The sequence below is a fragment of the Rhodococcus sp. WS3 genome (genome assembly GCF_003797085.1).
GTDB lineage: Bacteria > Actinomycetota > Actinomycetes > Mycobacteriales > Mycobacteriaceae > Rhodococcus_F > Rhodococcus_F globerula.
Genome location: NZ_RKMA01000001.1, coordinates 2,740,681 through 2,755,175, shown reverse-complemented (window position 1 = coordinate 2,755,175; position 14,495 = coordinate 2,740,681). Strand labels below are relative to the sequence as shown.

The following is a 14,495-nucleotide window of genomic DNA, read 5'->3' as shown; positions in this document are numbered from 1 at the left end:
ATTGATCCGCAATCCAAGCACCATACTCTCGAAGAAGCAGGGCTCACGGAGCCCGCAAAGAAGGGACCCTCGTGTCTGTTTACACGCTGCCGGAACTCCCCTACGACTACGCAGCCCTCGAGCCGCACATCTCGGGCAAGATCATGGAGCTGCACCACGACAAGCACCACGCGGCATACGTCGCCGGCGCCAACGCTGCACTCGAGAAGCTGGCCGAGGCTCGCGAGAACGACACCATCGCCGCGCAGGCCAACCTGCTCGAGAAGAACCTGGCTTTCCACCTCGGTGGCCACACCAACCACACCGTTTTCTGGAACAACCTCAGCGCTGACGGTGGCGACAAGCCCGAAGGCGAACTCGCCGCAGCGATCGACGACAACTTCGGTTCGTTCGATCTCTTCCGCGCACACTTCTCCGCGAACGCCAACGCCATCCAGGGCTCCGGCTGGTCCATCCTCGCGTGGGATTCCATCGGCGCACGCCTCGTCATCGTCCAGCTCTACGATCAGCAGGGCAACATCTCCATCGGCCTCACGCCGCTGCTGATGCTGGACATGTGGGAGCACGCTTTCTACCTCGATTACCAGAACGTCAAGGGCGACTACGTCAAGGCATTCTGGAACATCGTGAACTGGAACGACGTCACGGCACGCTTCGAGCGCGCTCGTACGCAGACCGCAGGCCTGATCGTCTAGTCACGTTCTTCTTGCTCTACGCGGCGGCGCTCCTTCACCAGGGGCGCCGCCGTTTGCATCAGCAAGGCACCAGCAAGAAGGGCTGTCGCCACGCCGAACACCAAAGCGATTGTGCGCGAATCCGATCCACTTCCCGGCGCAGGCGTTTGATTCACCGCCACAGGATCGGACAGCACCGACATCAGTTGAACCTGCTGCGGAGTGGTCAACGCCGGCAGCCCGGATTTTGCGGTGTCCAACCCGGTCACCAACGACGTCGCAACCGACTTGAGAGTCCCGAACCCCTGGGTGATCTGAGTGGTCACATCTTCGAGCATCTGCGGAGCCTGGTCTGCGATCGGAATCAAACCGTCACTCAATTGACCGGCAGCGTTGTTCAATTGCGCACTGGCACCCTGCAATTGGCCGACGGCAGTACGCACCAAATCGCCGAGCGCCGTATCGGGGCCCACCGACCCACCCAACATCGACGGTACCGCGTTCAATTGCGCAGTCACGGCACCCAAGTCGGTACTCACGCTCGCCAATTGCGCCGTAATATCCTGCGGCACCGGCAATCCGCTCAACGCACCGGTCAGCGAGTCGATGCGCGACTTGAGATCTGCGGTGGACGACGACGCCTCACCCAACGTCAAGCCGAGCGAGTCTGCGCGCGTAGCCAATTCCTCCGCCGACCCGGCAGCCTGATCCACGACGCCGGAAACCTGCTCCGCGACACTCGTCAACTGCAACGAACCCGCGCGCGCTGTTTCCAGGTACGGCAGGATCGTGTCTGCCCCGGCCTTCACCTGGTCGATCGACTTCTCGGCGCCGGCTGTTCCCGCTACCAGCATCTGCGCGGTCACCAGATTCTGATCGAATGCCCGACGAGCAGCGGACGTCTGTGACATCAAACCCTTGATACCGTCGGCACTGACCTGCGCCGACACCGCGCTGGTCAGCGCCACCGCCTGCGCTCCGTCAGCGCCCTGAACCTCGAGGTCGATGCTTGCCTGCTGCGGATCCGGGCCCAGCATCGAGGCAACCGACTCACTGAAATTCTCCGGCACGGTGAGGGTCGCAAAATAGTTACCGCCGGGGCTGTCCACGACGTGGAATTCGAAGTCTTCACTCGCGCTCAGTGTCTCGACCAGCGTGTCACCGGCGCGTAGTTCCTCGCCGTCCAGCATGGTTCCGGCATCGGTGTTGACTATCGCAACTGCCCGCGAGTTGTTCTCGCTGCCCGAGAACCACACCCAGCCCGTACCGGCCACCGCACCCACCACAACAGCTGCCAAACCACCCACCGCCAGCCGTCGACCAAGTAGCGACGGCTGGCGGTGGGTGTTCTCGGTGTTGTTCGCGGTGCTCATGGCCGAGACGATAGATGGCGATCTTGTAGAAATACTGAGAGTTACCTCAGCCGGCGATCACCGGATCGTCCGCCAGCGCATCCGTCCTGGCCTGCAACCGCGTCCTCATCGTCTCTACCTCGGCGGCAAGAGCCTCCTCCGTCAAACCGTCACTGAGCGAAATCGACGACGCGACATCGTCCAGAATTCCCAGCGCGCGGCCACTCGAGAAGAGCTGCTCGTACAGTTCGCGGTACGCCGTGTCATAGGTCTCGGTGAAGGCCGTCGACGCGAGGAACCGTTCCTTCAGTTGGTTGCCTCCCATTCCGCCGCCCATGCCCCCGCCCATGGCCCCGCCGGGCGCCTGCTCGGCGCCTTCCTGTCCGGCAGCCGTCTCTCCCGTGCCCATCTGTCCCGCGCCCATCTGTCCTGCACCGCGCGCTGCACGACCGGGGGGCATTGCGCCTTCTGTCATTGCGCCCTGCGGTGCGGCGCCGTCCGTCGCGGCTCCCTGCTGAGCGCCGCCGCGCATACCGCCACCTCCCATGCTGATCGAATCATGCGGTCCCGCTTCGGAATTACCGCTCAGAGCCATGTTGAGATCCCACGCAACGACGGAGATTTTCTTCGACTCGAGGTCGTACCACAGATAGTAGTTCTTGCCCGGCCCCGCCATGTCATCACCGTTCACCAGAAGATTCTGCGTCGCAACGTATCTGGCGAAGGAATCGACGTCGACCCAGTTTGCGAGGTCTGAGTCGAACTGCTCGTCGGTCGCCGAATCCAGCCACTTCAGGAAGCTGATGATCGGCTGAAGGTCCTGCGAACCTTCAGCATTGATCTGCTTGAACTGGTCGACGTAGGTCGTCTGGTCGTCACCTTGATAGGTGAAGCTCGAGTTGGCATCGGCTTTGTAGAGCACTCCGTCACTGTCGAACAGTGAGTTCGCATAGCCCTCGTCTGGATGCTCGAGTATCAACCGCGTCTGGGTTTCGGAGCCGTTCACCGAGTACACCGCATAGCTGTATCGCTGTGTTGGCTGGCCGGATTCAGCGGTGAGCGACAGCGCCATCGCCTCGTTCAGCACTGGGCTTCCCGGCCGGATCGACAGCTGCGTCATACCTTGGTAGGCCCGCCCGGACACATTCTTGTCAAAGCTGATCAGGAAAGGCAGAGACGCCGGATCATCGGCTGACAGGCTGACCATGCCGCCGCCCCCGCCACCCCACTCGGGTGCGGCTGCGCCATCAGGTATCACCGCACCGTCAGGAACTACTGCTCCATCAGGAACCACTACACCGTCCGGGATTTGCATCCCGCGTCCGCCGGATTCAGTACTACTCAGGCCACGAAGCGTGGAGTTACCTTTCAGTCGCAAGCCGACATCGGTGACCAGGGTGCCGTCGATCGTGATGTCGGCCTCGATCCACTCCTTCTCACCGTCGGTTGCGTAAGCATCGATCATCTTGTCGTAGTCGGATTCGCTGAACTCCACACTGAAGGTGTGTTCAACCGATGTGTCGAAGAAATCAACTGAGCCCGTGATGTTCTCGGTAACCTGCGACGCGATGACCGTGGCGTCGCCGGTTATGTACGGACGCACCCGAGTCTGACCGAATACGCCGGCAAGCACAGCCACAAACGCGACGAACGCAGCAGCCAACTTCCAATGCTGACGCAGAGGCGTTGGCACCCTGTGGATCAGCCGCCTACGGGGTGCAACCGGCGCTGCATTCTCGCCCATCAGATATCAGTCTGGTCGTAACCGGTCAGGACTGTGACTCGCTGGCCGGAGTTGACGCCACTGAGTGCCGAGATCAGTTCTGCCGGTTTCTTACCCGGCTTCAGTTGGGCGGTGTAATACAGCTCGGTGAGAGCGCCCGAACGTACCGATTCGGTGGAAACCAGTTCGAATTCCTTGGTGTAATCGATCAGAATGTCTTCGACCAGTGCGGTGTATCCGGGCTCCGGGGGAACCTGGACCTTCACTACCTGACGTTGCACGTCGAGCTTGAACATGTTGAATTTGCTCATCAGGACCAAGACCAGGCAGATGGCGATGGTTGCGGCAATTGCCAGGAGGTAAAACCTTGTACCCGTGGTCATTCCGATTGCCATGACGAGGAAGATGAAGCCTACGTCGCGAGTTTCCTTGATCGCGTTGCGAAATCGCACCACGGAGAGCGCGCCGACGAGCGCAAACGCCCGTGCGACGTTCGATCCGACAACCAGCATGATGAGGCTGATGACCATGCCCACCATCACCAATGTCTGCACGTACGACTGACTGTACGAAACGTTCTTGTGCGTCAATCGGTACACGTAGCCGATGGTCGCGGACAGCACGAAGGAAAGTGCAAGCGAGACAATGATGTCGAAGGTCGAAAAGGTGCCGCTGAGATCTTGTAGATCGAAATTCATTTACAGTCCTGATGTGACGAGGGAGCTCTCGAATGGAATCGAGGGCGTGAGCAGTTCTTCACGGGCATGCAGGCGCGAGCGCGGCGCCATCCCGAAGGCTTCGACGCTCTGGCAGTATTTGGAGATTCGCACGACTGACATGTCCATCCGTGCTGCCATATCCGTAACCCAATAAGGCACACGCTCATTGGCTTTGATCTCCACGATGCACAGGTGCGGTGGAATGATGAAGCGATTCTGCGCTTCGGCCGCGAAGTGGAAGTCGCGATCTCGGCCGTGAATTTTGTGATCGATGGTCACCCGCAAGCCGAGGTCGGCGTCGATACCGACAAACGCTTCACGCAGATATCCGGTCGTGACCGACGGCCGGAGGTCGAGATTGCCGATCAGCGTGGACACTTCGTTGACAAAGGGCTGCGCCGTTCTGTCCACGTCGATGTCGCGTCGGCCGTCACACAATTGCCGCGCAACATCGTAGGAAACCTGAACGCGCCGCTTCTGAGTCACACGATTGACCCGTTGCTTGATCTCGACGTACACAGGCGTCTCGTCAACTGCGTCGGACGGGCGACCGTACAGGCGAATTCGGAGTTTCCGGCGAAACTTGAGTCCTTCGATCTTTTCCCAGTAGAAGCGAAGGCTCTGTGTGTCGTAGTACAGGCTGGTCACCGGGTATCCACCGATCGGCGAATTCACATCGGAGTCCATGTGTGCATTCAGTTCCTCGCGCAATGCGGGAACGTCTCGTTCGTGGGCTAGATACTTGATCTCGTACCGGTTGAACGCATGGAGCGAACTAGCCGTGTGCAGAGATCGTTCGGGCGTTCCCAATGACGTGGCCTTTCTTCGTCGACTGGGAAACAGTCCACTCCACCAGGCTTTGGTAATCCTGGAGTAAAGCTGCCAAGTTCCTGTCAATCTCGAAGAAAGGTTGCGTCAACCTGAAGTTGGCTCGGTGTTCACCCGTGACTGCTCTTCAGGCGGCTCCTCGTCCATTTCCGGTTCCTCGACAGCATCTGGTGGCTTTGCAACCTCTTTCGGACCACTGATCAAGATGTCGGCCCACCGGGTAGACGGATCGATGTCGAGCAGGACGGCTTTCACCAGAAGTGAGAGCGGAATAGCCAGCAGCGCACCGAGCGCGCCCAACACCCACGACCAGAAGATGAGCGAGAGGAAGGTCATCGTCACCGACAGACCAACGGCGTCACCGACAAACTTGGGTTGGATAATGGACTGGATGACGAAGTTGATCACGGAGTACACGACGATCACCCACACCATCAACCATGGTCCGCCCTCGAGGAGTCCGAGCAGTGCCGGCGGGATCACACCGATCACAAATCCGATGTTCGGGATGTAGTTGGTGATGAACGACAACAACGCCCACAGAATCGGCAAGGGGATCCCCATCAACCACAGCGCGCCGCCGTCCAGCACCGCGACGATCAGACCGAAGACGGTGGACACCACCAGGTACTTGCGGGTTCCCTTGGCAAAAGTGGAAAGAGCGTAAGAGATTTCCGGGCGCTCCTCGGCCAGGATATGCAGCCTCGACCGGATACTCATGCCGTCGAAGGCCATGAACAGCAGTAGCGCCAAAATGAACACGAGGTCCGAGAACACTCCGAGGAGGCCCTCGAGAGCTGTCTCGACCACTCCCAAAACCTTGGTGAGATCGATACTGCTGACCGTGTTTTGGATCTGCTCGGTATCAACTCCGAAGCTAGCCAGACTACTTCGAGCCTCGTCCAGGAGCGCACCCATCTTGTCTGAGTACTCCGGCAGGATCGTGGCCAATTGAGCAGTCGAGACAACCAACGACGCGGCCAAGCCGATCAGGATCAAATACACCGTGACCAGGGCGCCAAGCATGCCGAGCCACTTCGGCCAGCCGTGCTTCTGCGCCCAATCCTGAATCGGCTGAACGGCAACGGTCAGCATCAAGGCCAGAAATACAGGACCGAGAATTCCACTGAAGCCCTTCATCCCGGCAACCGCGACCACTGTTGCGGCAGCGCCGAGCAGCACGATCAGCCCGCGCGGAATCGACCAATGTTCGCTGCCTGTGACAGTCGGTGCCGGGGCGGGGACGGGAACAGGAGCGGGAGCCCGCTTAGAGAACACCAGCTTCCTTTGCCCGACTCCTGATCTGGAACGCACCGACGATCATCAGAATGCCGAAGAATATTGCGTACCAACCAAGCAACCAGGTCAACCCGATGATGCCTTCACCAGGGAAGATGAGCAGGATTATTCCGAAGATCACGGCCAGCACCGACGCGGCGAGTAGCCATCCCCACCCGGAGCCCGACAGGCCCTTGAGCTTGAAAGATCCGACCACGCCGAGGATTCCGAACAGGATGGCGTAGAACGCGATGATGTACAGCAGTACCACCGCAGTGATTCCGGGCCATACCAATGCGACAACACCGGCTGCCACCGAGACCACGCCCGTGAAGACGAACCATCCCCATGAACTGAGATGCGCTCGGTCGCGGATTGCCCGCACCAGCGTGACCACGCCGTCCACGATGGAGTAGATACCGAAAACGAAGACCAAGGCCACCACGGTTATTCCCGGCCACACGAGGGCGATGATTCCGAAAATCACGCCGAAGATTCCGCGGACCAGGATCATCCACCAGATCTCTTTGCCGTACAACACAAACGGGTTCGTTGCGACCATCAGTAGCCTCCGAGCATTTCAGTTCGTCGGACGAATACCCGGTGCCGTCCACGATCCCGAGAGCACCGAAGCCTTGGGCCAATACAGTCGCAAGAATACGTTGAATCCGTCTGCCGGGCTGGGTAACCAGTTCTTTTCCTTCGAGCCGCCCGGAGACTCGTGCTGAATGTAGATATTCAGCGAGCCGTCGTCCTCGAATCCCAAGTCACTTCGGTCACCGATGGCGTATCGATCAATCGGATTGTCCACGAAGAACTGTCGCTCGTTCATCATTGTCAGCGACCAGAACCCTTCGACCGGCGGAAGCTCGTCCTCGTCGAAGTGCAGGACGTAGTTCTTCTCCCCGGTCAGGGCATTGCCGTCGATGTCAGTGGTGGCATGCGGGTACACGGCGTCCGCGTCGAGGTTGGCGCCGAATCCCAGCCATACGATCAAAGCCCGCTGCGCATAGTGCGTTCCGTAATGCCCCAACCCGCGGTGCATGGTCCAGCCGTTCTTCGGGGAACTTTCGGCGTCGGCCGCGATCGTGTGCAGCAGGTCCATGCCGCTGCGTGCGGCGCGGTCCAATGCGTCGCGCACTTCGGGTGGCCGCGACGCCCACGCGAGTCCCGACCCGATTCCTATGTCGCCGAGCTGCTTCATGATCTCGGAATCCTCGGGACGCGGTGGATTGTCGTCGAGTAGCGCGTCGAGTGCGGTGAAGAACGCCTGTCCGTCCATCGCGGCAACCTGGTCGACCGGGGGTGTGAACGTATCGACTGTCGGGTCGAGCGAGCCTTCGGGCGCCGTGTATCCCGCCTTGTTGTCCGTCCACTGCGACAGTGGTGTCAGCCGGGTTCCGTCCTGCAACGTGTGTACTGCGGCGAGGTCGGTGCCGCCCGATGTGGCGTAGCGCGCCACTATCCAATTCATCGCCGTCGGCGAGCGGAGAAGCGTCGTACCCCGCGGCACTTCGCCTTTCCATGTCGGACCCGCCACGACGTACGGTCCACCGGTGCGGCCTACTGTGCGGGAACCGGGCACGGTGAAGACATCGCTCCACGCGTCGAGAATCGGGACCAGCCAGTACCTCGTCCCGAAGTCCGGCAACGTCAAGACCTGCGGTTCGGTCCGCAAGTCCAACCACGCCGACGAGTAGAGAGTGTCCGCGTTGGGTGAGACCACATCCGTGAACGACGCATCCGGGGTTTCCCGCGCGTACGCAAACTGGTTGAGCGGCGCTTTCATGCCCTGCGGCGTCGCCGTTGCCGTCATCACGTCCCGTGAGACCGCCGCGATCAACAGTGGATATCCGAATATCCAGGCCTGCGTTGCCAAATCATCCAACGACGAGCGCTTCGAGGCAGTCATGCCCGGTGAATACCACCGCCCTCACCTGCGCAAACCACCGCCGGCACCTGCGCTCATCACCGCTGGCACTCTCCTACTCTTGTGTGCCAGCAGTGTTTAGGCGCATATTTTAGCTACCCAACGACGTGTGCCGGATTTACCTGTCATCACCTCGGGGAGGAACAGAGATGAATAGAAATGAAGCGATAGGCATCTCACCGTTCCAGTCGGCCGGAGCGTTGCAGGGTTTTGTCATTTCGGGGCGTTGGCCCGACACCACCAAAGAATGGGCGCAACTGCTCGCATTGGCTGTGCGGGTCGCGTCACTCCCCGGTCTGTTGCCCACCTCGACGGTTTTCGGCGTGCGCGAGGACGTCCCGGACGATCCACAACCGGGCACTGTGGGATTGGTGATGGCCGAAGGTCCGGTTCTCGGAGATTTTGCTCTGCCACCTGGGCGTTTTTCCGAGCATCAACCGCCGGCGCTGATCATGCTGCACCCACCCTCCGAAACGACTCCCAGCCTGCCGGAATGTGAGGGCAGCGCCTCTGGGTGTGTCCTGCTTCCAGGACTGCCGTACCTCGGCTTGGACCATCGCGCGGCCTGGGTGGAAGCCGAGGCCGACGGGACGGTCGTCTCGATGATCAGCCGGGTAGGCATCGATCCGATCAGCGATCCCGACACCGCGGTTTTGGCAATGCTCCTCGCCTGCTGACGGTAACGGTAAGCGATAAGTTCGGGCTCCCAAACTTGCTGTGCGCTTTGCCAATTCGCGAAACGCAGGCTAACCTCGGTAACGACGAAGGGGAGTAGCCCCCAATCGCCTGTGTCGACATACTGGTTCGACGCGTTCCGCCTGGTGCGGATCGCGAAGCGCCCGGCCTGGCGAACCGAAGGTTTCTGACCTCGGTGGGCGAGACCTTCGGCCGGACAAACGCACCCGTTGCGTCTGTCCAGGCCGGAGGCCCCATATTTCCTCCGACCGATACGGACCGGAGGAGTTAATCTTGCTAGCCGCAATACTTTTGAGCTTCGGCGTCATCTTCGTCGCCGAACTCGGCGACAAATCCCAGCTGATGGCAATGACATTTGCCCTGCGCTATCGCTGGTGGGTTGTTCTCGGCGGAATCACCGTCGCCACCACCCTTGTTCACCTGGTGTCAGTGGCTGTCGGCCACTACCTGGGCGTCGCACTGCCCACGGCGGCAATTTCCATCGTCGGCGGTATCGCCTTCCTGGTCTTCGGCCTCTGGACCCTGCGCGGTGACGATCTCACCGAGGACGAGCAGAACAAGGCCGGACGCGTCACCCGCTCAGCCTTCATCGCTGTCGCGTCGGCCTTCTTCCTCGCAGAACTCGGCGACAAGACCATGCTCGCCACCATCACCCTTGCGACCGACAACGACTGGATCGGCATCTGGATCGGATCGACCGTCGGCATGGTGGCGGCCGACGCTCTCGCCATCATCATCGGCTCGGTGCTGGGCAAGCACCTCCCGGAGGGATTCATCAAGATCGGTGCCGCGGTGCTGTTCTTCGTCTTCGGTGTCTGGCTGCTGCTCGACGGTATTTTCCCGGACTCGTCCGCCGGCATCATCGGCGGCGGAGTTGTCCTGGCAATGTCCGTGGTGGGTGCGCTGGCCCGGATGGTCTGGAAGCGCACCCATCCGAAGCCTCCTTCAGAGCTTGGTTCTGATCTCCTCAGCAATCGGCTGGAACTGCTCGAGGAAGGTAAGCGCCCAACCGAATGAGGCGACGCCCTCGTAATCGAACGAGTACACCTGATCGTTCTTGACGGCGCGCAGACGCTGGAAGATGGTGTCGTTCGCCAACTTCTCGTTGATCGGACCCTTACCACTGTTGGTGATGATGACGTCGGCCTCGTCGAGTAACTCCAACTGCTCCTTCGGGAACCACTCGTTGCTGCCGGCGGGAATTGCGAGTGAGCGGTCGTTGAACTGGAACCCGGCCTCGCTGATGACCGTCGTCTGATACTTGGTCGGCGAGTACAGCGAGAAGCCGCTCTCCTCGAAGTACGTGGTGTAGACGACCTTCACCTTGCTCAGCACGTCCGCGTTGTCGCTGCGGAACTTCGCGATCCGCGCCTCGTACCGGTCTGCCAACTCCTGAACTTTCGCACTCTGGTTGAGTGCGTCCGCGACCCCGAGGGCACGCTCCTTCCACGCGTACTGGCCGTCTTCGGCAAAAACCGCGGTCGGTGCGATCGACCGGATCTGCTCGTAAAGATCCGGGTTGTTCTCCGAAAGGAGGTTGGTCATCACGATCAAGTCGGGAGACAAAGCCGCTATCGCCTCGGCGTTGGGCTCGTACCAGCGTCCCACCTTCGGGAGAGACCGCAGCGCGGACGCATAGGGTTCCGGGACACCGTCCGCGTTCTCGTAGTCGACCGGTAATCCGACAGGCGTGAATCCGGCGTCGAACATCGCGGGGCCCGTGTAGTAATCGGCGCTGACCACCCGCTGCGGATTAACGGGTACCTCCACCTGGCCGTTGACGGTGGTGATCGTGCGCATCTCGCCCTCGGCCGTTTCGCCCGAACTGGTTCCGCAGGCGGTAAGCAATCCGATCCCGGCTAAAGCACCGGCCCCGAGGAAACCTCGCCGGGTGAGTGCGGCGGTGATGCGAGCGAATTCGGCATCGGTATCGAGTGTCGGCAGCAGAAGTGATGTCATTAAGTGTCCTGACAGTAACTGAAATTAGGGTGACCTAAAAAATATCCTCACCTGCGGGGTTACGGTGAAGAGTATCGGTCAAGGGTTGTCTCTTTCACGCCACAGACAACTGGTCTGACCACTTGACCTCTTGCCAGAAGGTGGCCTATCGTCAGTACATGTTCCAACCAGTTGCACGTACCTCGGCTTCCGGCGCAGTGTTCGACCAGATTTCGGTGAAAGTGCTGGCCGGAGAGCTTGCGGCGGGCGAAAATCTCCCCAGCGAGCGCAAGCTCGCCGAGGCGTTCGGCGTCTCGAGGCCCGCGGTCCGAGAGGCAATTCAGAAGCTCGCCCAAGCGGGACTAGTCGAGGTCCGCCAGGGCGAATCGACGTCAGTGCGTGATTTTCGACGCCAGGCCGGACCCGAGCTTCTCCCCCAGTTGTTGGTTCGAGACGGCGCCCCCGACCTGACCGTGGTGCGCAGCGTCCTGGAAACTCGCGAGTTGATGGGACCGCAGATCGCGGTGCTGGCCGCCCGTCGCATCTCCGCGGAATCTGCCCGAGAACTCGACACGGCCGTGGATCAACTAGGCGCCACCGAAGATCCGGTAGAGCTGCAAGACCGCGCTCTGACGTTCTGGGACGTCGTCGTCGACAGCGCGGATTCCATTGCCTTCCGTTTGATCTTCAACAGCCTGCGCGCCGCCTACGAGCCGGCCATGACTGCACTTGCCTCCGTCATGGTCGCCGAAGTCGGCCAGACCGACCTGTATCGAAAACTGGCCTCCGCCATCACTTCACACGACGAGTCAACTGCCGAGGCATCAGCCGCACAGCTCCTTCACACCGGTACGACGGCAATCGGCGACGCTCTCACCTTCCTGGAAGGACTGAAACCATGAGCAAGCCTCTCACTCTGGCCGACGCAGCACGGACGTTCCGCAAGTCACCGACGCCCTGGATGATCGGCACGATGTTGGTGGTCGCCGCGGCAGCGCGCTTCACGCTGGGCAATTGGCAGATCACCGACGCTCTTGTTCCGCTCGTGATGCTTGCCGCATTTCCCTTCGTGGAGTGGATCATTCACGTCTTCGTTCTCCATTGGAAGCCGCGGACCATTGCCGGCGTCACCCTCGATTCACGCCTGGCGCGCAGCCATCGGGAGCACCATTTCGCCCCGCGAACCGTCTCACTCATCTTCATTCCGTGGCAGACGCTCCTGATCGTGATTCCCGTCCTGACTGCCATCGCACTCCTGGGGTTTCCCCGTGTCGAACTCGGTCTGACCTTCCTGACCTGTATTTCCGTACTCGGCCTCGGCTACGAGTGGACTCATTTCCTCATCCACAGTGACTACAAGCCGAAAACTGCTCTCTACCGGTCGGTTTGGCGCAACCATCGCAACCATCACTTCAAGAACGAGCACTACTGGTTCACCGTCACCACCGCGGGAACGGCCGATCGCGTACTGGGCACGTACCCCGATCCAAAATCAGTCGAGACGTCCCCGACAGCCAAGAATCTGCACGGCACCGCGTCGAAGCTGTGAAGAAGCGCCGATTCCTGGCCCCCAGCTGGCAATGAACTTGAACTTGACTGTGTATCAGTGATTTTCGTTGAAACCCACTCGAACCGTGCTTAGTGTCGATGGAGTCAGAAGTTCGAAAAACGCTGTAACCGAAGGACACAACACATGTTCAACGATGTATTCAACAACGTCATCCACCCGATGGTCACGAACTTCCAGCAGTTGGGTCCCCAGCAGTTCATTCCTCAGCAGTTCATCCCTCAGGGCCTGTTCCAGCAGGCACCGCAGGCAGCAGAGCAGGCAGTGACGATCTTCGGTAGCTGATACCGCAATCCACAGATAGCGCCACTCAGGGGTCGTCCGTCCAATATGCTGGACGGACGACCTGAGTGCCTCCGCCTGACAAGGATCCCCATGAGCCCCAACACCCCCGTCCACGCATTCACCGATGACGCCCTGGGCGATCTCGACGCTACCGGCGTCGCCGCCCGGATCGAATCAGGCGAGGTGACCGCACGGGAAGTTATGGAGGCGTCGATCGCGCGCGCCGAGGCAGTGCAGGGGCAATTGAACGGTCTGGCCTGCACAGACTTCGATCGCGCACTCGCCAGAAGCAGCCGGCCGACCACGGGCATCTTCGCCGGCGTCCCCACCGCGATCAAGGACAACACCGACAGCGCCGGCCTCCCCACCCAGCAGGGCAGCACCGCCTTCACCGCAGTCCCCGCCAAGGCTGACAGCGATTTCGCGAAGCAGTTCCTCTCCACCGGGGCCATTTCGATCGGCAAGACCCGACTGCCCGAGTTCGGATTCAGTGCGTCCACCGAGTACATGACGGAAGAACCCGTGCACAACCCGTGGAACCCGGCCTACTCGTCGGGCGCTTCCTCGGGTGGCGCTGCCGCACTGGTTGCTGCCGGAGTCCTCCCGATCGCGCACGCCAACGACGGTGGTGGATCGATTCGCATTCCCGCCGCCGCCTGTGGACTGGTCGGACTCAAGCCAACTCGCGGCCGTACCATCGCCGATCCGGCCGACAAGTCGATGCCGATCCGGCTGATCGCTCAGGGCGCCGTCACCCGCACGGTTCGTGACACTGCACGATGGATGTCAGCGGCCGAAAGTTATTACCGCAATCCACGACTCGCACCGGTTCGCCTGATCGAAGGACCGAGTTCCACACGATTGCGCGTCGGTGTGATCACCGATTCCGTGACGGTCACCAAGACCGACGACGAGACACGCAAGTCCGTCGGAGCTACGGCTGAACTCCTTGCCGGCCTTGGCCATCACGTCGAAGACGCGGCATTGCCCGTCGGACCGGAATTCATCGACGACTTCAGCATCTACTGGGGCTTTTTGTCGTTTGCCATCTCCACCGGTGGCAAACAGATGCTCGGGCCCGACTTCGACAAGTCGGCGACCGACAACCTCACGAAGGGCCTCTACACGCTGTACCGGAAGAACCTGGTGAAGACGCCGCGCGTGCTCTACCGCCTGCGACGGCTCCAGCAGCAGTACAGCGCCATGTTCTTGAAGTACGACGTCGTGCTCTCGCCGGCCCTGGGGCACACCACCCCTGAACTCGGATACCTCTCTCCCGCTCAGCCTTTCGAGGAACTCTTCGACAAGTTGATCGCGTACACGTCGTTCACGCCGCTGAACAACATCTCCGGTGGTCCCGCGATTTCGCTACCGATGCACCAGACCAGCAACGGTTTGCCGTTGGCTTCGCATTTCTCCGCCGACCTCGGCGACGAGCGCACGCTCCTCGAATTGGCCTTCGAACTGGAAGAGGCTCAGCCCTGGAGAAGAATCCAGGACTGAGC

15 protein-coding genes are annotated in these 14,495 nt (G+C 60.7%); 7 read left to right on the top strand and 8 right to left on the bottom strand.

Annotated features, from left to right (window positions below; translation table 11 throughout):
• Positions 1 to 71: 71 nt before the first annotated feature.
• Positions 72 to 695 (top strand): superoxide dismutase, encoded by a 624-nt coding sequence (locus tag EEB13_RS12515; protein WP_033235191.1) that lies wholly within the window; start codon positions 72 to 74, stop codon positions 693 to 695.
• On the opposite strand, the gene EEB13_RS12510 is transcribed toward EEB13_RS12515, so the two are convergent.
• From EEB13_RS12510 to EEB13_RS12480, 7 genes are all read right to left on the bottom strand, one after another.
• The gene (locus EEB13_RS12510; RefSeq protein WP_141485367.1) at positions 692 to 2,047 is read right to left on the bottom strand and encodes a hypothetical protein; all 1,356 of its coding nucleotides are present in this window, start codon (positions 2,045 to 2,047) and stop codon (positions 692 to 694) included. The genes EEB13_RS12515 and EEB13_RS12510 overlap by 4 nt on opposite strands.
• A 46-nt stretch (positions 2,048 to 2,093) precedes the next feature.
• On the bottom strand, positions 2,094 to 3,770 hold the full coding sequence (locus tag EEB13_RS12505; protein ID WP_141485366.1) for a CotH kinase family protein: 1,677 nt from the start codon (positions 3,768 to 3,770) through the stop codon (positions 2,094 to 2,096).
• Positions 3,770 to 4,447, bottom strand: coding sequence for a DUF4956 domain-containing protein (locus EEB13_RS12500; RefSeq protein ID WP_033235194.1), 678 nt, complete (start codon positions 4,445 to 4,447; stop codon positions 3,770 to 3,772). Before EEB13_RS12500 ends, EEB13_RS12505 begins: the two co-directional genes overlap by 1 nt.
• The gene (locus EEB13_RS12495) at positions 4,448 to 5,311 is read right to left on the bottom strand and encodes a polyphosphate polymerase domain-containing protein (RefSeq protein WP_372472286.1); all 864 of its coding nucleotides are present in this window, start codon (positions 5,309 to 5,311) and stop codon (positions 4,448 to 4,450) included. It abuts the gene before it with no gap.
• 72 nt (positions 5,312 to 5,383) lie between these two features.
• Positions 5,384 to 6,574 (bottom strand): AI-2E family transporter, encoded by a 1,191-nt coding sequence (locus EEB13_RS12490; protein ID WP_141485364.1) that lies wholly within the window; start codon positions 6,572 to 6,574, stop codon positions 5,384 to 5,386.
• A complete protein-coding gene (locus tag EEB13_RS12485) occupies positions 6,564 to 7,136 on the bottom strand; it encodes an HdeD family acid-resistance protein (RefSeq protein ID WP_033235197.1) in 573 nt (190 codons plus the stop codon). The genes EEB13_RS12490 and EEB13_RS12485 overlap by 11 nt, the downstream gene beginning before the upstream one ends.
• A gap of 18 nt (positions 7,137 to 7,154) precedes the next feature.
• Positions 7,155 to 8,486, bottom strand: a complete 1,332-nt coding sequence (locus EEB13_RS12480) for a DUF1254 domain-containing protein (protein ID WP_033235198.1) — start codon at positions 8,484 to 8,486, stop codon at positions 7,155 to 7,157.
• Between the two features lie 167 nt (positions 8,487 to 8,653).
• Between EEB13_RS12480 and EEB13_RS12475 the strand changes: the two genes are divergently transcribed.
• On the top strand, positions 8,654 to 9,181 hold the full coding sequence (locus EEB13_RS12475; RefSeq protein WP_033235199.1) for a hypothetical protein: 528 nt from the start codon (positions 8,654 to 8,656) through the stop codon (positions 9,179 to 9,181).
• A gap of 292 nt (positions 9,182 to 9,473) precedes the next feature.
• Positions 9,474 to 10,217: a TMEM165/GDT1 family protein gene (locus EEB13_RS12470; protein WP_261984511.1), complete on the top strand. Its 744-nt coding sequence runs from the start codon at positions 9,474 to 9,476 to the stop codon at positions 10,215 to 10,217.
• Here the strand turns inward: EEB13_RS12470 and EEB13_RS12465 are convergent.
• Positions 10,146 to 11,159, bottom strand: coding sequence for an ABC transporter substrate-binding protein (locus EEB13_RS12465; RefSeq protein ID WP_141485363.1), 1,014 nt, complete (start codon positions 11,157 to 11,159; stop codon positions 10,146 to 10,148). The two genes, EEB13_RS12470 and EEB13_RS12465, sit on opposite strands and share 72 nt — an antisense overlap.
• Positions 11,160 to 11,317: 158 nt before the next feature.
• Between EEB13_RS12465 and EEB13_RS12460 the strand changes: the two genes are divergently transcribed.
• The 4 genes from EEB13_RS12460 to EEB13_RS12450 all read left to right on the top strand — a co-directional run bounded on the left by EEB13_RS12460 (position 11,318) and on the right by EEB13_RS12450 (position 14,493).
• On the top strand, positions 11,318 to 12,040 hold the full coding sequence (locus tag EEB13_RS12460) for a FadR/GntR family transcriptional regulator (protein ID WP_141485362.1): 723 nt from the start codon (positions 11,318 to 11,320) through the stop codon (positions 12,038 to 12,040).
• Positions 12,037 to 12,687, top strand: coding sequence for a sterol desaturase family protein (locus tag EEB13_RS12455; RefSeq protein WP_141485361.1), 651 nt, complete (start codon positions 12,037 to 12,039; stop codon positions 12,685 to 12,687). Before EEB13_RS12460 ends, EEB13_RS12455 begins: the two co-directional genes overlap by 4 nt.
• Before the next feature lie 144 nt (positions 12,688 to 12,831).
• Positions 12,832 to 12,990, top strand: a complete 159-nt coding sequence (locus tag EEB13_RS31495) for a hypothetical protein (protein WP_020905720.1) — start codon at positions 12,832 to 12,834, stop codon at positions 12,988 to 12,990.
• 90 nt (positions 12,991 to 13,080) lie between these two features.
• Positions 13,081 to 14,493, top strand: a complete 1,413-nt coding sequence (locus EEB13_RS12450; RefSeq protein WP_141485360.1) for an amidase — start codon at positions 13,081 to 13,083, stop codon at positions 14,491 to 14,493.
• Positions 14,494 to 14,495 lie beyond the last annotated feature (2 nt).